Source organism: Epibacterium sp. HA2-3 (genome assembly GCF_055693725.2).
Genome location: NZ_JBVFUL020000004.1, coordinates 110,889 through 128,259, shown reverse-complemented (window position 1 = coordinate 128,259; position 17,371 = coordinate 110,889). Strand labels below are relative to the sequence as shown.

17 protein-coding genes are annotated in these 17,371 nt (G+C 61.7%); 10 read left to right on the top strand and 7 right to left on the bottom strand.

Features of this window, described 5'->3' with window-relative positions; all coding sequences use genetic code 11:
- Window positions 1–69 precede the first annotated feature (69 nt).
- On the bottom strand, window positions 70–1,080 hold the full coding sequence (locus tag ACZ1HH_RS19750; protein WP_472635705.1) for a TRAP transporter substrate-binding protein: 1,011 nt from the start codon (window positions 1,078–1,080) through the stop codon (window positions 70–72).
- Window positions 1,081–1,230: 150 nt separating this feature from the next.
- The gene (locus ACZ1HH_RS19745; RefSeq protein WP_487320545.1) at window positions 1,231–2,106 is read right to left on the bottom strand and encodes a helix-turn-helix domain-containing protein; all 876 of its coding nucleotides are present in this window, start codon (window positions 2,104–2,106) and stop codon (window positions 1,231–1,233) included.
- 510 nt (window positions 2,107–2,616) lie between these two features.
- On the opposite strand from ACZ1HH_RS19745, the gene ACZ1HH_RS19740 reads away from it, so the two are divergent.
- Both ACZ1HH_RS19740 and ACZ1HH_RS19735 read left to right on the top strand, forming a co-directional pair.
- On the top strand, window positions 2,617–3,846 hold the full coding sequence (locus ACZ1HH_RS19740; RefSeq protein ID WP_472635708.1) for an MFS transporter: 1,230 nt from the start codon (window positions 2,617–2,619) through the stop codon (window positions 3,844–3,846).
- 25 nt (window positions 3,847–3,871) lie between these two features.
- On the top strand, window positions 3,872–4,891 hold the full coding sequence (locus tag ACZ1HH_RS19735; RefSeq protein ID WP_472635709.1) for a hypothetical protein: 1,020 nt from the start codon (window positions 3,872–3,874) through the stop codon (window positions 4,889–4,891).
- Between the two features lie 248 nt (window positions 4,892–5,139).
- Here the strand turns inward: ACZ1HH_RS19735 and cas2e are convergent, their stop codons facing one another.
- Genes cas2e through ACZ1HH_RS19715 form a run of 4 tightly spaced genes read right to left on the bottom strand, consistent with a single transcriptional unit; the run spans window position 5,140 to window position 7,970 of the window.
- Window positions 5,140–5,352 (bottom strand): type I-E CRISPR-associated endoribonuclease Cas2e, encoded by a 213-nt coding sequence (gene cas2e, locus ACZ1HH_RS19730; protein WP_472635710.1) that lies wholly within the window; start codon window positions 5,350–5,352, stop codon window positions 5,140–5,142.
- Entirely contained in the window at window positions 5,352–6,227 is an 876-nt protein-coding gene (gene cas1e, locus ACZ1HH_RS19725; protein ID WP_472635711.1) for a type I-E CRISPR-associated endonuclease Cas1e, read from the bottom strand. Before cas1e ends, cas2e begins: the two co-directional genes overlap by 1 nt.
- A gap of 20 nt (window positions 6,228–6,247) precedes the next feature.
- The gene (locus ACZ1HH_RS19720; protein WP_472635712.1) at window positions 6,248–6,982 is read right to left on the bottom strand and encodes a type I-E CRISPR-associated protein Cas6/Cse3/CasE; all 735 of its coding nucleotides are present in this window, start codon (window positions 6,980–6,982) and stop codon (window positions 6,248–6,250) included.
- A gap of 55 nt (window positions 6,983–7,037) precedes the next feature.
- Complete coding sequence (locus ACZ1HH_RS19715; RefSeq protein WP_472635713.1) at window positions 7,038–7,970, bottom strand: IS5 family transposase; 933 nt, start codon at window positions 7,968–7,970, stop codon at window positions 7,038–7,040.
- A 208-nt stretch (window positions 7,971–8,178) separates the two neighbouring features.
- Here ACZ1HH_RS19715 and ACZ1HH_RS19710 point away from each other — a divergent pair, with 208 nt between their 5' ends.
- Genes ACZ1HH_RS19710 through ACZ1HH_RS19700 form a run of 3 tightly spaced genes read left to right on the top strand, consistent with a single transcriptional unit; the run spans window position 8,179 to window position 10,152 of the window.
- Entirely contained in the window at window positions 8,179–8,775 is a 597-nt protein-coding gene (locus ACZ1HH_RS19710; protein ID WP_472635714.1) for a DUF6088 family protein, read from the top strand.
- Complete coding sequence (locus ACZ1HH_RS19705) at window positions 8,772–9,797, top strand: nucleotidyl transferase AbiEii/AbiGii toxin family protein (protein WP_472635715.1); 1,026 nt, start codon at window positions 8,772–8,774, stop codon at window positions 9,795–9,797. Before ACZ1HH_RS19710 ends, ACZ1HH_RS19705 begins: the two co-directional genes overlap by 4 nt.
- Window positions 9,798–9,831: 34 nt before the next feature.
- On the top strand, window positions 9,832–10,152 hold the full coding sequence (locus ACZ1HH_RS19700) for a VpaChn25_0724 family phage protein (protein ID WP_472635716.1): 321 nt from the start codon (window positions 9,832–9,834) through the stop codon (window positions 10,150–10,152).
- Window positions 10,153–10,403: 251 nt separating this feature from the next.
- Here the strand turns inward: ACZ1HH_RS19700 and ACZ1HH_RS19695 are convergent, their stop codons facing one another.
- On the bottom strand, window positions 10,404–10,535 hold the full coding sequence (locus ACZ1HH_RS19695; RefSeq protein WP_472635717.1) for a hypothetical protein: 132 nt from the start codon (window positions 10,533–10,535) through the stop codon (window positions 10,404–10,406).
- 681 nt (window positions 10,536–11,216) lie between these two features.
- Between ACZ1HH_RS19695 and ACZ1HH_RS19690 the strand changes: the two genes are divergently transcribed.
- The 5 genes from ACZ1HH_RS19690 (at window position 11,217) to ACZ1HH_RS19670 (ending at window position 17,366) form a co-directional block, all read left to right on the top strand.
- On the top strand, window positions 11,217–11,555 hold the full coding sequence (locus ACZ1HH_RS19690) for a DUF736 domain-containing protein (RefSeq protein WP_472635718.1): 339 nt from the start codon (window positions 11,217–11,219) through the stop codon (window positions 11,553–11,555).
- A 636-nt stretch (window positions 11,556–12,191) separates the two neighbouring features.
- Window positions 12,192–12,368, top strand: a complete 177-nt coding sequence (locus ACZ1HH_RS19685) for a hypothetical protein (RefSeq protein ID WP_472635719.1) — start codon at window positions 12,192–12,194, stop codon at window positions 12,366–12,368.
- Window positions 12,369–12,894: 526 nt separating this feature from the next.
- The gene (locus ACZ1HH_RS19680; RefSeq protein WP_472635720.1) at window positions 12,895–13,515 is read left to right on the top strand and encodes a helix-turn-helix domain-containing protein; all 621 of its coding nucleotides are present in this window, start codon (window positions 12,895–12,897) and stop codon (window positions 13,513–13,515) included.
- Complete coding sequence (locus tag ACZ1HH_RS19675; protein WP_472635721.1) at window positions 13,508–15,436, top strand: relaxase/mobilization nuclease domain-containing protein; 1,929 nt, start codon at window positions 13,508–13,510, stop codon at window positions 15,434–15,436. Before ACZ1HH_RS19680 ends, ACZ1HH_RS19675 begins: the two co-directional genes overlap by 8 nt.
- Before the next feature lie 16 nt (window positions 15,437–15,452).
- Window positions 15,453–17,366, top strand: a complete 1,914-nt coding sequence (locus tag ACZ1HH_RS19670) for a type IV secretory system conjugative DNA transfer family protein (RefSeq protein ID WP_472635722.1) — start codon at window positions 15,453–15,455, stop codon at window positions 17,364–17,366.
- Window positions 17,367–17,371 lie beyond the last annotated feature (5 nt).

The following is a 17,371-nucleotide window of genomic DNA, read 5'->3' as shown; positions in this document are numbered from 1 at the left end:
GGCCTTTGTGCCGATGGCGAGTACGCGGGCCCGCCGATGCGGCGGACCCCGGAGATTTCTCTTGGGAAATCATTCGAGCCCGGCACGGGCCTCGTCATAGGCCGCGAGCAGTGCCGCGCCCTGGTCGCCGGCTTTGGCGAGATAGGCCTCCGAGGCGGGGCCCCAGGTCATCTCGCGCAGCTCGGCGCGCTCCTCGGGAGAGGCGACGCGCACATTGGTGCCGGCACCCTTGATGACTTCCAGCGCCTCGTCCACGGCTGCGGCCTTATGCGCTGTCAGATCGGGGATCACCTCGGCGAAGGCTTCGGTTATCACCGTCTGATATTCCGGCGTCAGGCTTTCCCAGAACATCGGGTTGAACAGCACCACGTCTTCCATAGCGCCGTGATCCGAGACCACGAGGTTTTTCTGCACCTCGTAGAATTTCATGTTCTTGATGGTGTCGAGCGGGTTCTCCTCGCCATCCACAACGCCGGTCTGCAACGATGTGTAGAGCTCGCCGAAGGGCAGCGCGATGGCCGACGCGCTGAGCGCGTTGAACTGCGCGATCAGGATCGAGCTGTCCATCACGCGAAACTTCTGGTCGGCGAAATCCACGAGGCTGTCCAGCGGCTTGTTCGAGGTGAACTGTTTCTTGCCATTGGGCCAGAGCATCAGTGCGACCATGCCTTTGTCGGCGAAGGTGTCGAGCAGCGCCTGGCCGAACGGCCCGTCGCGCAGCGACTGCGCCTTGGCGGCGTCATCGGGCAGCAGATAGGGGATGTCGAGGATCGACACAGCCGGGTTGAAACCGCCGAGGAAGGCGGCAGGGGCGACGGTGCCTTCGATGGTGCCAAGCTGCACGCCCTCGTTCATCTGGCGCTGGTTGCCCAGCTGGCCCTGCGGGAAGATCTGCAACTCGACCGCGCCGCCGGTGCGTTCCTTGACCAGCTCGGCCACCTTCTCGAGATAGACGTGGCGGCTCTGCGCCGGGCTTTCTAGGTGGCCGATCCTGGCCACGAACTCCTGCGCCGAGGCCCCGCCGGCCAGCGCGACGCCGAGCGCAGTCAAGCCCGAGAGAAGAAGCTTGGATTTAGACATGTGCGAACCCCTGTGTCCCATTCATTTGTTTGTACACATAACGTCCACCGAAACCGCGGGATTGGTCAACAGAAGAATCTAATAATTGAGACGATCCGGGAAATTTCTAGTGCCGGAGCATGCGGCGCCTAATTTTTGATCATGCGCCGCTCACTTGATGCCGTGCTGCGCGATCAGCTCGTCGACATGCTCGGCGGCTTCGAGTCCCTTGAGCGACGTCGCCCAGAGGCGCTTCACGATTTTTTCGTGCAATTCTAGTGCCTCAGGCGCATTCGTGATGAGCCCGATGCCGATCAGGATGTTGGGGTTGTGGCCGAGCCGGAAGGGGCTGATGGTCAGCGTCGATTCCGGCCCTTTGCGTACGATCTGGAAGGAGGTTGAGGGAATGGGCTCGCGCGCCACGCCGATCTGCACGCCGATATCGGGCTCGCGGATCATCTTGATGATGTTCTGGGCTTCTTTCAGCGCCATCCGGCGGCGGGCAGCGTGGGTTTCGCCGTCGAGGTCGATGCGGCCGACCAGGCCTTCGCGCAGAAAGCGTGCGATGTCTGCCGCCGAGATGATCGAGGCGAGCAGGGGGCGGCGCGTGGCAAAACGCTTTTTTCTTTTTTTCAGAATATCAATGATTTGATCAATGGTCCCCGCCCTGTCTCCATCGGTGGACTCGCGTAGCACATCATAGAGAACCTCGTCGTAGCCGGCGGTTGTCACAAGGTAAGAGATCGGGCTGAACAGACCGATGATCTGCTCGCCATCCTCTTCGATATGCCGCATCCGTTCGAAAAAGCCGACGGCGTTGTCGACATATTCGATTCCGGCACCAAGCAGAGAAGGCAGCGAGACGTTCAGCTCATCGGCAATCGCGGCCAGCATCTCAATCTTGGCAATCTCGCCCTTTTCCGCCCGGTAGAGGGCCGCACGCGAGATGCCGAGACGCGCCGCCAGATCGTCCGGAGAAAGCCCGCGCCCCATGCGGTTCGCCCGCAGCCTGGCGCCCAGCTCGACGAAATTCACCTTTCCTCGCATCAACGTTCTTGTCCTGTCTTTTTCGGCTTTCCGGACTGACAAAGCGTCAATCCCAAGCACTCCCTCGCTAATTTGGAATGTATGGGCGATTGATGCGCATGTCACCGTGGCAGCGGCACCTGACACAATTTCATTATACGGGTTTGTCGACGGTTTCGCACCCGCCAGCGGCAAGGGGTGCCAAAAAATTAGACATGTCGCGCAGTATCGTCAAAGAACCTGTGGATTTTGTGTGATTCTCTTTGCGGGCGTCTAATTAATGAGATAATACTCAAAATTGTTATGTGATGAGGGCCTGGCCCGGTGTTGCGTCGAAACGCGACGCCGCGCGTCTCCGAGAGAAGGGAAATTCGTGTTCTCCGTCCCCGACCTGACTAAGCGTGTCGATGCCGCACGCCGCGAGAGCTGGTTCGCACCGGCGTCGATGAGGTGTCGATTCCCCCTGTGCATCGTCCGTTCCGGTTCGGCCCTGACTTGCTTCCAGGCGAAACGCGGCTTCGGTGTGTGACCATGGGCAAATTTGCACAGGACCGGCCTGCGACCGTGATACTCTATTATGTCACCATCTTGCTGGCGGGCATCAATCGCGGCCTCTTCATCGTCTGCATCGCTTGGACCATGCTGATCGTCAGCGACAGCACCGCCTCGGTGGGGCTGGTGTTTGTCGTCATACACCTGATCAATATCTTTCTGGGCCCGGTGATCGGCACGATCGTCGACCGGATCGAGCGGCGGGCGCTCGTGGTCCTTGGGCAATGTCTCATGGTGCTTTCGTTTTCGATGCCGATGGTGCTGGAGTTGTCGGGTGTCGAGATGAGCGCGACGCATATATTGGTCATGGCCGCGATCACCGGGCTTGGCAGCCTGACGATGGCTGGGGCGCTCGATGCGATCCTCCAGCATGTCGTGTCCACGGAAAACAGAGCCCGGACAATCGCCTTCGCCGGGGCGATCCGCCAGCTGGCCATGGTGCTGGGCGCCGGGCTGGGCGGCTACGTCACGCATCTCTTTGCGCCCGAATGGTCCTTTGCCTTTGGTGCGGCGATTGCCGTTGGGGTCATTTTGCTGAGTGTATTCCTGCCAAGCGTGATCGCCGGGGGTGCGGCGCTGAAGCGGCCGAGTTTCTGGCGCGGCACCCTTGACGGTATCCGGATGATGCAGGGCGACAAAACCATTACGATGCTCGCCGGCGTGACCGCGCTGTGCTTCTCAACCGGTCAGCTGACCAATGTCTTACTGCCCGGGTTCATCAAATTCGATCTCGGCGCCGGCAGCGATCTTTACGGGCTCGCGGATGCCGCCTGGTCCGTCGGCGGCGTGCTGGCGGCGTTGCTGGTCGCGCAGGTCATGAGCGTGAGAAAAAGCGCGATCTTCTGGCCGAGCTTCATGACGATCATGCTCGGCATCAGCACGGTCCTCTTTTCCATGACGACCTCTCTCCTCGGCATCGTCACCCTGCACGCAGCCATGGGGGCGTGTTTTTCCGCCGGGAAGGTTCTGGCGGACGGAAAGGTTCTGGAAGTCTGCCCGAACGACTATGTGGGACGCGTGCGCTCCAACCAGCAAAGCCTGATCAGCGTCTTTGGCGTGGTGATGTATCTCTCGCCGACGCTTTTGGACACATCGTCGTCGAAGCTGCTCTACCAGATCTGGGGCGCCGTCGTGGCCATGATCGCCATGGGGACGCTCTTCTTCAGCCTGAAACTCGCGAAAACCACGCCTGAAACGACCCGGGCGTAGCATGGCACAGACTTGGGAAAACAACATGTTGCAAGACACGATGACCGCAATGGACCGCAAGACCCTGAAATATCTGGATGACAGTCTGGTCATTCACAGCGACGAAATCCTGGAGCGATCTGTTGCCGGGCCGGACGACATTGTCATCCTCTCCGGAACGCTTGTCGAAGGGATCGGCAACGCCCATTCCGATCTGGACGTCTATGTCATCGGCGACGACCTTCCCACAGCCGAGAGCGTGGGGGAGCGAAATTATCTGGAGGTGGTCGATGGCAAGGTTCGCGCCTATTACGATTACCTGCCGACGGGCTCCTTTGGCTTCGATGTGGAGTATTATTCCAAATCCGAGCTGACAGAGATGCTGGCCCAGGTCGACGACCTCTATGCCCGCTCTCTCAAATCGACTAAGATCCTCCGACAGACGCTCGTCTATACGGTCATGGATGCGCTTCACAAGGTTCACGTCGGCGAGTGCCTGTGCAACGAGCACCGGCTGCGTGGCCTTGTTCCGGAAGACAGCTGGCGCAAGCTCAGCTTTGTGCTCTACCGAAACAAGATCGGCGGCTACCCGGAATTCAAGGATATCATGGGCGCCTGGAAATCCGGAGATTTCGATACCGCCCTTGAGAACGCCAGAACCTATCTGCTGCGCCAGGCTGGCGCGCTCTGCCACCTGACCGGCAGCACGAATGCCAAGCCGAAATGGGCGCTCCAGATGCTGAAGCGCGTGCCCTCAAACCTCGCGCCGCTCTCTGACGATATCCTGACCTGGCTCTGGAAGGGTTTCGAGACTCCGGAGAAGAAAAGGGAGGGCGTGCTGGAGGCCTGCGGCCTGATCGAGCGGATCTATCGCGAGTCCAACGCCTATCTCGATCAGGCGACTGGCATCGGCTTCTCCTGTGCGCAGGCTCTGACGCTGACCGAGCGGGAATACCAGCGCGAGGCCTTCAAGGATCAGCAAACCGGTCAGGAGTTCGAGCACCGGCGCAGGCTGTTCAGTGCCGAGGGGCGGGACCTTCGCGCCTTCTTCCTCGATTGCGCCTGAGCGGCGTGAGAGATGTTCCTAGGGCCGCTCCGGCGTCGGGCTATGCGGGGGAGCCGCGGCGCAGACCACGCAGATTGCGACCACCGCGGGTGCGGGGGAGCCTCTCTGGCTTAATGTCATGATTTTATTCAATTGTCAAAGAGCATGGGGGCGAGTTTGTGGGGTGTCTACTTTCGCTTGACGAGTAAAACCCCATCCGCATCGACAATGTCTTTCGGCGGCTCCCCCAGTGTTTCAATGCGAAGATGTCAGGTTGCAGAGGTGTCTCGCCAGACGAGTGTGACAGAGCCTTCTCGCAAGCTGTCCCACCACTCGGAGATCACGCTCCCGACCCGTGTGCGCACGCCTGCGGTCATGTCCGGAGCGACGTAGACTCCGGGGGAGATTTCCAGCATGACAGAGGTCAGGAAGCCGCGGTATCGGGCCTGAACGTCACGGGTGACGATGAGGGTGAGGGCCATCAGTCGCGCCCCTCGATCAGGGCCTTGATGCGTTCGATCATCGCGGGGATGACTTTTTCGTCGGAGAGGGTGCGTCCGGTCAGACGGCGGGTGACGCGTTCGATGTTTTCGGTCGGATGCTCGCGGACCTGTTTGGCCGCCTTGAAGGCACAGGGGATGGTGATCTGGTCGCGGTATAAGTCGGCGATATCGAGGACAAAGGACTGTCCGGGGTCCTCATGGATGAAACCCAGTTGAGGGATGGTTGCCGTGGCGGTCACGGCGATTGCGGCTGCGGCCTCGACGGCGCTCGCGGCATGGTTCAGAGCCTGATTGGGCAGGTCAGAGGCGTTCGGATTGCTGCGGTCGTATTTACGCCCGCGCCAGTTGATGCCGATGCGTTGCGCCCAGAGCGCGTAGGTTTCCTTCATCCGTGCGCCTTCGATGCCACGCAGGACATTCAGGTCGCTGTGCGGGAGGATTTCACCGAGGCGCAGCGCGTACATACGCCGGGCGGTCATGATCCGCAGATCGTCATCGGCCCAGATGCGGGCCTGAAGACGGGCCAGCCCCGATCTGTCGGGGATCATGGGAGGCGCGGTGTAGAGGCGCACGCCGTCTTCGCCCACGGCGGCCAGCGCCGTGCGGGCATGCGCCAGAAGGCGCAGGGCATCGTGGCTGACGGTGGAGCCGGGGCCAAGCAGGATGATGGAGACGGTTTGGAGCGGGATCGCGTAATCGCCGGGGGAGAGGGCGTCGGCCTCGGTGGTGTCGCCTTGCAGGAAGGCGAGTGTGCCGTCGCGCGCGGTGAGCGCACCACGGGCGAGATAAAGACAGCCCGCACGATCGGCGTGAGGGACTTTGACACTGTCAAGGCCGAGACGTCCTTTGAGCATGATCCGCCTTTCCTTCTGGCTTATGTCCGGCGCTGTGGTGGGCGCAAAAGCAGCATGCCGTAGCCATAAGCACAGTGTCGTCCGATGCCACGCGCCAGAAGTTCGGCAAATCCTTTTGGATCCTTGATCGTCAACGTGCCGTGAATTGTGGCGTCGGGACCGTCGAGGCGTTTGCCGCCGCGCAGGACGGTTTGGCGTTGGAATTTATGTAGGCAGGTGGTGTCGCGGTCCAGACCGGCAACGGGAGAGAGCCGCGCTTCGAGCCAGTCGAGATAGACCTCTTCCCGCGCGTGGGTCTTATCGTTGCGCAGGGTTTTGGCGAGCAAGGCGTCGATCTCGGCACCTTTGGCAAACTGCTCCCTGTCTGTTTTCAGGGCCGAGGCCAGACGCACCACGGGGCGCAGGCGAAGATCGAAACCGAGCCTTTGGCCGGCCTGCCAGCTTTCTGGCGGGCGAGGTAGGGAGCGGATTTGATCTAGCGACAGGATGGCCCGTTCACTGGGCGGGGCCACGGTCATGGCCGTTTTTACAAGGGTCTCTGCGGGCTCCGCGCCATAGGCATAAAGCGTGGCGCGGGTGGCGCGCGGGGCGACCATCAGGCGGAAGGGTTGAAGCGCGGCCGGGCCGAAGCCCTCACCAAGGAGATGGTGAAGCGCCAGACCTTCGTCGAAGAGGCCCTTGGCTAATCCGCGTTTGGCCGCCCATCCGTGCAAGTCAAGCAGGTGCAAGGGGAGCTCAACGAGATGCAGGCTCATGGGCCTTGTTGCACAAATCGGCTGATGTTCGAGCTTCCCCCTTCCCCGGACGGACTTACTCTACGGGCTCTGTGACGGGTATTCCAAGTGCCGTGTAGCGGTTGAGCACAGCGATACGCACCTGCTGCTCGGCGACCTGGCGCTCGAAGTCTTTCGCCATCAGGGATTGGCCGAGCAGCTTGATGCAGTTCATCTTGCTCTCGACACGGCTCCGGCGGTGGTATCCGCTCCACCGTCGCCAGATGGCGCGGCCCAGGTATTTCGAGGCGCGCAGCGCTTCGTTGCGGGCGATGGCGCCCGGGCTCGTAGGCCGCCACGACTTGGCATTCTTGCGGGGCGGGATGACTGCAGCGGCACCGCGCGCGGCAATTGCCTCGTGGCATTTACGGGTGTCGTAGGCGCCGTCTGCGGTCACCGAGGCGATCTCTTCGTCTGCCGGGATTTGGTCGAGAAGGTCGGACAAGACTGGCGCGTCGCCGATGTTGCTTCCGGTGACCTCGACGGCCCGGACCTCCAGCGTTTCCTCGTCGATGCCGATGTGTATCTTGCGCCAGATACGGCGCTTGGAACCACCGTGCTTACGGGCATTCCACTCACCTTCGCCCTCAGCCTTGATACCGGTGCTGTCGATCAGCAGGTTCAGCGGACCCGCGCCGCCACGGTAGGGGATATTCACGTTCAGCGCCCTTTGGCGGCGACAGAGCGTGCTGAAGTCCGGCACGGTCCAGTCCAGCCCGACCAGGCGCAAGAGGCTCTGAACGAACCCCGTCGTCTGTCGCAGAGGCATGCCAAAGAGCACCTTCATCGTCAGGCAGGCCTGGATCGCGGCATCGCTGAAGCTCTGTTGGCGACCGCGCCTCCCGGTTGGCGGAGGGACCCACTCCATCTCGGGATCGAACCAGATCGTCAGCGATCCGCGCTGACACAGTGCTTGATTGTAAGCCGACCAGTTCGTGGTCTTGTACTTCGTAGGGGCCCAGCTGCTCATGCCTCCAAGCTATCATGCTGGATTCATGCAGTGAATCCCCTAACCAATTTGTGCAACAAGGCCGGTTCAATGCACATATCAAGTTCATAGCTGTCTTAAATCAATTCGTTAAGCTGGCTTCTCCAGCACGCTCCCTTCGTTGTTTTAGGTGCTTTTACCTTGAAAGCTGTCAGAAACCAAGCTATATATCTGACACTTGGAGGCGAACATGCAAACCACATCTCAAGCGATCAAGGCCTATGCTGAAGCGCTGCCGGAGGGTGCAACCCTCTCGGCGCGGGAGTTGTTGCACCTTGGAGAGCGTGCCGCGGTGGACCAGGCGTTGTCGCGGTTGGTTCGGCGGGGTGAGCTTATGCGCGTGAAACGGGGATTGTTCGCGCAGCCTGTGAAAACCCGCTTCGGGAGCCGGGCACCCTCGGTTGAGGCCGTGGTTGAGCACATTGCAAAATCAACCGGTGAGCGCGTGTCGCAAAGCGGGGCATCGGCAGCGAACCTACTCGGCATTTCGACGCAGAATCCATCCCGTCAAGTTTTTTGGACCTCCGGGCCGAGCCGTCATCTGAAGCTCGGAGCGCAAAGCGTCGAGCTTAAACATGTGCCGAGCTGGCAGCTTCGAGCGCCCAACAGCCGTGCCGGGCACGCCTTTCGGGCGCTCGCCTATTTCGGCAAGTCTGAAGCTGCCCAGGCTTTGAGGCGTATCAAGGCGACGTTGAACGAAGAGGAGAAGCGCGAGCTTCTGAGCCTTCGAGCCTCTGCGCCAACTTGGATGGCCAAGGAACTTAGCGCGCTTGCGCCATCACAATGACCGAAAGCCAAACCTATTTTTCACTGCCGCGAGAAGACAAGATCGACGCGCTGGAAGTGGCCGCCTCGAAATTGGGGCGGCCTGCAGACCTGTTGGAAAAAGATATCTGGGTCGTCTGGGTGCTTGACGCCTTGTTCGACAGTGATCTCGGCGAACACCTGGTGTTCAAGGGCGGAACCTCGCTGTCCAAGGTCTACAAGGCGATTGACCGGTTCTCAGAAGATGTCGATCTGACATATGACATCAGGCAGATCATTCCCGATCTGATCAAGGATCCCGACGATCCAAATCCGCCAAGCCGCTCGCAAGCTCAGAAATGGACCGAAGCCGTTCGGAATCGATTGGGCGAGTGGGTGGCGTCAAAAGTGGACCCCATTTTGTCGGACAAGGTCAAGGCAGTGGCGCTCCCAGCAGAAACCCGTGTAGAAGGTGACAAGATCTATCTGGACTACGACGCGGTGCGCAGCGGCAGCGGGTATGTTCGTCCATCGGTCTTGTTGGAATTTGGCGCCAGGTCCACAGGTGAACCGGCGCAGCGTCACGAGGTGGTATGTGACCTCTCCCAAGCACTACCTGAGTTGCTCATGCCCGTCGCCACGCCTCGTGTGATGATGGCCGAACGGACGTTTTGGGAGAAGGCGACAGCTATCCATGCCTATTGCCTGCGAGGCACGTTTCGAGGCGGCGACCGCTATGCGCGTCACTGGTACGACCTGGATCGCTTGCAGGCTGTGGGTATCGCTGCTCGGGCGCTGGAGAATAAGCCGCTTGCCCAGGATGTTGCGAAGCACAAACAGCACTTTTTTCGCGAAACCGATCGTTTGGGTGCGACGATAAACTATGCCGATGCCGTCTCAGGGTCGCTTTGCCTGATCCCAGAGGGTGAAGCCTTGGAGGCGCTGGCCCAAGATTACCAGAAAATGCAGGAAGCGGGGCTGCTTCAGTCAGACTCCATTGCTTTCGATGACCTAATGGCTCGTCTGATGGATCTTCAAAATCAGGCCAATAACCGAGCTGAATGAAGGAGACGGATTTGGTGATGGGCGTGAATCTTTTATGACGTCAAACAATGCCGCGCCGATTGAAGTCATCAAAGAGACGCATCGAGCTTTGGCTGTTTTGCGGGCGCTCGAACGGGCTCCGTGCTACCGAATGAATGAACTCGCTCTTATGGATTGGCTCCGAGTAATTGCGCTTGCGGCTACACGTTACGAGCTCACTTCTACCGCCTGCTCACTGGAGGCCTTCGGCTTGGTGCGGCTGGGCCAATACGACGATAATCGGGTGCTCGAGCTGACTGAACGCGGTCAAGATGTTGCGTTGGGCCGCGCCACTGCGGAGGGCGTTTTGCGGCCGGGGCCGGACTGCCCTTACTGATCCACTTCCGATGCCTCATGCACGTGTAGTTTTGTGAGCTGAAAGGTTGTGCAATTGCGGACAGGGCCGGCTCAGTTCTTTGCAACATGTAGGACATACAACGGCAAAGGCCTGGCTCGAAGCACTACTGTCAACCGGCAGCATCTCCACCAGCGGTTCACCCAGTTTCCTTCGCGGCCAACCGAGTCCTTCGTGTGATGGTTAGGTCTTAATGAAATTGGCCCCTCCTGCCCTTTGGTTAGGACCGCGCCCTACTCGGTCGGCTGCAGGCAGCCGTCCTCTCCGAGCTGAAACGCCGCCTCTCCCTGAGACGTGCTGATGGCCATGCCGTCTCCTTCGGAGCCAGTCCGACCAGCCGTCGCATGGTCGTGGCAACGCTTCATCTCGGCCATTCCGGTTACGGTCGCTGGGGCGGACGCGTGACATCAGTGATCTCTTGCCTCGCGTCTCGGCCGGTGTTGTTCCGTGCTTTGCCGGACATGCTGTGCCGCCCCGTCATCCTGGGTCGCAAACGATGGTCGACGACCTCATGATCGCATTGGCCGAAGCTGGCACAAGGCCGGCAATGCTCGTGCTGTGCGGATCGCAAGTTGTCGGGCTGCCGCGGAGGGTCCGTTCGAAATCCCGGTGAGCCGAGCACAGTATCGATGCTTCGACGGTCTCCCGGCTGCTCTTTCAGACAATCCACTTCGCGTTGCCACGGAAACCAGCCGTCGCGGCACATGAGACAGGGTCAGGGAAAGCTCTGCCTTGTTCGGGTTCGGATCGGGGCAATAGGACGGAGAAAACACCGCACCCCGCCGCATCCTTGTCGGAAGTTCACCCAGTTTCCTTCGTGGCCACCGCACTTCTCCCTTTGTCTGAGTTGCATGACATGCTGGTCGCAGCTGTCGTCCCGCCCACAAAGGTTGTCGCCGATCTTTTTCCCCTGACCCTGCGGGTCATTCCTCGCGAGCCAAAAAGACCGGCGTCTGCCCCTCTCCGCTGCGCTCCGCCTTCGGTGTGGCCGGGCCTTGGCCAGCTGCAAGGTGACCATCATTGCAACGCAAACAAGGAGAAGAGCAATGACCACGAACTGCATCAAATTCACCAGCACCGACTTTGAGACCGCCAAGGGCGTCGGCTCCATCTCGACTCTGACCTTCGACCTCGACATCACGGTCGAACCCGTCGCGAGCTCGAACCCGATGGCCCCCACGCACCGCGTCCTCGGCCGCTCCCCGCGTGGCAAGCTGGTCGAGTGCGGCGGCATCTGGAAGAAGCAGAACAAGGAGACCGGCGCTGACTACTACACTCTGACCATCCGCGACCACGGGTTCAACGCCAACCTCGGCAAGGCCGCGAACCAGGACGATCTGTCCCTGCAGGCCGTCATCCCCTGGGGTCCTAAAGACGCAGCCTAAGCCAACGGCCAGACCGCTCCGGCGGTCTGGTTATTTCTCGTTCTTGGGTGCGCCTGATGGGCGGGCCAAAAAGCCGATGTCCGAAGAATACGGAATATTTCGGACGCGCACGCAGAGGCGGGTCGTCTGACCGGATAGGTCGCGGACGCGGCTTCGATCTTTCAGTTCAGTGACAGCGTGGATCACGCGCGGTGGAGGCTGAGCCAAATGTCCGTAGGGAGAACTGGGAGCCCGCTGAGCGAGCCAAGCACACCCCTTCTCTCATTCGAGCGACCCGCGCTTGGGTCGTCTTGGCGAAGCAGCCAGGGGCGCCGAACTCACCCTGTGCCGCGAGGGTGCAATCCGCAGATGAACGTCATGCGTCTGGAGGGCATCGTCTCCAATCCGTGTCACCGCCGCGCGCCTTTCCGTCGACCTGTTGGCCTTAGAGATCGGTAGCTCGGGGTCGAGCGGCCGGCAACGTCGGGGGCAGGTTTCTGGACGGCTGACGCCTTGAGCGCTGCTGGGCATCGCTCACAACAAACCTGCCCCCGGCGTGCTCCATTTCATTCCGCCCCGTGCCGGGTGCAGCCCGATCTTATGCCCCCGGTCCTTTCCACGATCCGTCCAACGACGATCAACGGAAAGGATCACACCATGACACTCGAACAATCCATCGACCTCGCCGAACTGCAAGCCGACATGGCCTTCGATGCCTACCTCGCCGCCTTCGACGAAGACGCCCATCCCGAGACCCTCGACAGCCTCGAGACCGAGGCGCTGATCGCCCGCAGCCGCTACGACGACCTGCGCACTCAGGGACTGGGTCACTGACCCAGACACCCCTGCGGGTCTTCGAACCCGCAGGGGTCTGACGCCGTCTGTCAGAAGCATCGCGACGCCCGCAGAGGGTGTGACCCGCGCTATCTCTCGCGGGCAGTTTCCGTGTTGCTGGCGCCCGATCCGTGACCGGATCGAGCGTTCGGTTTGCCTTTCGTCGCGTGCGTCTTGAACGCAAGTTTCGGAAGCTTTTTCGACCTGGTTGTCCTGCATCGATGTGGGCGGGTCCCGTTCCATGTCGCGCTGCGACGCGGGGTCTTGATAGTGTCCGATGTTGGCAAAAATACACGACATACAAAACGTAATATTGCGCAATGTGATGTATTGAAGTATAAGCGAAGGAGAGAAGGAAGACGTTGGCAGGATATGGCCAATGTTTGCACATTTTGTCCGAGGGGTCTGTCGTGGGCGTTTCCCGCAAAGCTGAATGCTCCGCCGCACGCGAACGCGATTGCAGGCAATCGCTGCCTCGCGCGCGTCTGCGCATGCATCCTTTTCTTGGAAGCGGGAGAACGCCCTAGTGCCGAGGTCAGCGAAAAACCTGAAGCTGGAAGAGCGCATCGAAGTCGCGCGGCGCTATGCGGCGGGCGAAAGCGCGAAGGACCTGGCGGCGGCATTTGGCATCTCTCCGCGTCATGTGAACCGGCTCGCGAAAGAGGAGGCGGGCGAGGGGATCGCGGTGCGCGATCCGAGTGAGACAGTGGCCTTCCGGGCAAGCCGATCCGAGCTCGATGCCTTCGATGCGGAGTGGCGCGCGCGGGGCTATGCCAATCGGTCTCAGGCGCTCAATGCGGTGCTGCGCGGGCGGTGCGGATTCCTCGATGTGCCGCGTGATCTGGTCGCGGAATTCTGCGCCACTTGGCGTCAGGCGAAGGATGTGAGCGACGCCGGGCTGGTGCTCGCCAAGGCGGTGCATCGCGGTCGGTTGGAGGTCTCCGAGGCGGATCGCGCGGTGCTGATCGAGCTGCTCGATCTGGCGCAGTCGATGAGCCGCGAGATGGGCCGGATGAAGGATGCGGCGCAGGCGCTGCGCCATCAGGAGTGGCCGCAAAAGGAAAAAGGGCAGGGGGCGGAGAGCGCGGTTCTGGAGGACAGCCCGCGCACGCTCGAGCGTGGATTGAGGCTCGTCAGGAATGGCTGACCCGCTCGCCCTCTACGCCTCGGTCATGGGCCGGCTCTGGGAGGATGAGCGCATCCGGGGCCAGGCCGCGGCGCGGATCGACGCGCGGCTGGCGGGGCATCGGCAGGGTCGCAGTTTCGCGCGCGTTGGGTCCATGTCGGCGCGCAATGCGCTGAAGGCGGCGTCGGGTCAGAGCCGGGCGGCGGTCTTCAAACGGATCCGGTCCGGCGGCTGCAAGACGCGGGCGTCCCTTGGGGCGCAGATATCCTACATCAACGACAAGGCGGTCTATACCTACTCGACGATGACCAATGCGCTGACCGATGCGGCGGTGCTTTCTGAGGAGCAGAAAGAAGACATCATCGAGGATTGGGCGGAGACCTGGCGCGGCTCGACCAAGCTCGGCTTCACCTCGCACATGCTTCTGTCCTTCCCGACCGATGTGACCGTCGACCAGGTGCGCGACATCGCCATGGACTGGACAGAGCATTTCTTCGAGAGCGGTGAATACGGCGATCAGTGGGACTATGTGCTCGCGGTCCATGACGACCGGGCGCACAAGCACGCGCATATCATCCTGAACAATCGCGGCGTCGAGAAGGGGACCTGGTTTTCGTGTTGGGCCGAAGGCGTGATGTCGCCTCAGCTGATGCGTGAGAAGCAGGCCGAGATCGCGGAACGCTACGGTGTGATGCTTGATGCCACCACGCGGCTCGAGCGCGGCATTTTCGAGAAACCCGCCGGGATCGAGGAGATCTACCGCGCCAAGGAAGAGGCCCGCCTGCCGCGCGAGATCGTCATGACGGCCCCGGAATCCGCCATCGCGCAGGCGCAGGTGGTGGGCTTCGCCAAGGACTACAAGAACCTCGCCGACCTGCTGGACCGGATGGACCAGCGTCACATGGCACGTGCGGTCCGCGGCATGGCGGACGGGCTTGGCTCCGGCACGCCATGGAGCTTCACCGAAGGAGAGATAGACATGAAGGACATCAAGACCGTCGGTGACGCGATCGACTATTCCGAGCGCACGATCGAGGCGCTGAGGCTCAAGGCCGAGGAACTGGACCCGGCCGAACGTGCCGCTTTTGAAGCCAAGGCCGCGCCGATCATCGCGGATCTCTCGCAGATGGTGCCGGACCCGGAACTGCGGGCGCGCTTCGGCAAGCAGCTCGAAGAATCCTATCCCCCGGGGGCGGGCAGCGAGGTGCTGATCGGCGCGCTGCAGTCCGGCAATGACGAGGGGTTGCGTGAGGTGCTCGAGAGTGCCGAAGAGGCAGGCATGGACAGCGAGGAGTTGGTGGCCCGGATCACGGCGGGCGGCACGCGGAACTACGGCATGGCGCAGGACTGGGTCGAACGCGACATGAACGCGGTGCTGGCGAAAGACGGTCTGAGCGTAGAAACCGCCAACGACGACCAACTGGATGCCGCGCTGGAAAAAGTCGACGGTGTCATGGACGCGCTGATGGAAAGCGCCAAGGAGCTGGGCGTCGAGATCGGCCGGACCCTCTCGGACGAGGAGGAGGCGACGCTGCCGCTGATCGACGAAGATGACCGGACGCCCAATCCCTACCTGCCGGACCTCGCCGACATGTTGCGAGACGGCAAGCTCACCGAGGAGCAGGAAGAGATTGTCGAGCGGACCCTGCAATCCGAGCTCTTTAAGGAACTGGGCGAGGAAGGCTTGGCCGAGCTTCGCCGTGGCAACTACGAGGTGCTGGATGCGGCCCTGCCGAGCAAGCTCGACCAGATCACCGTCACACAGGAGTTCCTCGAAATGACGTTTGAGGAAACGGGCGACCAGGTCTTCACCGACCGTGCCGCCGCGTTGCAGCAGGACAAGGCGACCGAAGTGGCGCGGTTGCGCGGCCAGCAGGAAGCGCAGGAGCTGGGGCGCGATCTTGGCCGCGACCGCGGTCTCGATGACGAGATGGAGTTCTAAGGGGGAGATGACCACCATGACCAAGACACTTCCCCTCTGGGCCGCTCTCCTCTTCGGTGTGATCTGCGGCGCCGTCATCGGCACCATCGTCGCCGCCTTCTACCTGACCCTGGCCCTGAAAACCGGCTTTCATAGTTTCGACATGTTGGCGCTCTGGAAGGCGAGCGCCAGCACCCGTGCGGCGCATCCCGAAGCCTTCAAGGTGGGCTTCGGCGCCGTCGGCTTCGGGGCCATCGGCCTCGGCGCTCTGGCGCTGGCCTGGACCTGGAAGAAGGAGCGCGACGACTACGGCTCGGCACACTGGCAGACGAAAGCCGAACTGAAGAAGAACGACATGCTGCAGGCCCCGGGCAAGGGCTTCGTCTGCGGAAAGCTTGGCGCGCCGAGTTCCAAGGCCGAGTTCATCTCCTCGACCACCATCCCGCATGTGATGATGGTGGCCCCGACCCGCGCCGGCAAGGGGGTGGGTTTCGTGATCCCGAACCTTCTTAGTTTCGCGGGCTCGGTCGTGGTGCTCGATGTGAAGGGCGAGAACTTCGAGAAGACCGCCCGGCTCCGGGCGCTGAACGGAGACGAGGTCTATCGCTTCAGCCCCTTCGACTGGGCCAATGCCACGCATCGCTACAACCCGCTCGCCCGGATCGCCAAGGCCCCGAGCTTCGCGCAGCGTTTCACCGAGGTCTCGATCCTCGCTGACCTCTTCCTCGATAAGGACAACAAGCAACTCGACACTTTCTCCGAGGCTGGCAAGTCGATCTTTGTCGCCGCTTGCCTGCTGGCCATCCAGCGCGGCACCCCAAACCTTGGCGCGGTGAACAAGATCGTCGCCGGGGGCGAATACAAGAACGCGCAGTACAAGACCTATGCCGACGAGGCCGAGGAAGACATCCTGCGCGAGCTCTGGACCAACGCGGCCTCGGCCTCGTCGCGGCTCCTGACCTCGAACATCCAGGCGCTGATGACCGCCGGTCTCAAGCAATGGGACAACCCGGCGGTCCGCTCCGCCACCGAGGCGAGTGATTTCGATTTCTCGACTTTTCGGAAGCAACCGCAGTCGCTCTACATCGCCGTCTCCGAGGATCACATCGCAACCCTCGCGCCACTTCTGCGCCTGATGTTCGCCGATCTCATTGCCTCGATCCGTCTGAACGAACCTGGCCCGGACGAGCCTTGGCCTGTTATGATGATGATCGACGAATTCCAGCAGATGGGGGCGATGCCCTATCTCGAGCGCGCGATCCATTCACTGGCGAGCTATGGCGGCCGCGTCGCGATGATCGCGCAGTCACTGGCCTCGCTTGATCGCATCTACGGGCCCGAGGGCCGCGAAAGTCTCGAGAACGGGGCAGGGCTGAAGCTCTACATCACCCCTCGGGATCAGCGGACCGTGAAGGAGGTCTCCGCCGCCGTCGGCAGCACCACTCGCGAGGCGGTCACCCGGATGTATGGCCGCAACAAGGGTTTCCTCGGCGCAACCTCGACCTCGGCGCGTCTGGAAGAACGGCCGCTGCTTTCCGAGACCGAAGCGCGCCTGATGGACCCCGACGAGGTCATCATCCTCGCCTCGCCCCAGCATCCGATCAAGGCGAGCCGGATCAAGTATTACGATGATCCCTTCTTCAAGGAGATGCTGGCACGACAGGAGGGCAAGCCCTTCCCCTATCCGCCGAGCGTGCAGGGTGTGGGGCCTTGGGGTAGCGACGGTGGTGACGAGGTCGGCGCGGACGAGCAGGCGAAACCAGCCGAACGCGCGCCTGTCCGGGATCGATCACGGCGCCGCGAGGCGCGCTCTATGAGCGTGATGGCGTTGGAGGCCGGGCGCGGGCAACCAGAGCCGGAGACGCTCGAGCGGGAAGCGGCCGTGCCGAAGGAATGGGAGGCGGCGCTCGACCGGCAGGAGGATTTCATCGAGGAATTGTTGGGCGGGTGAGCGCC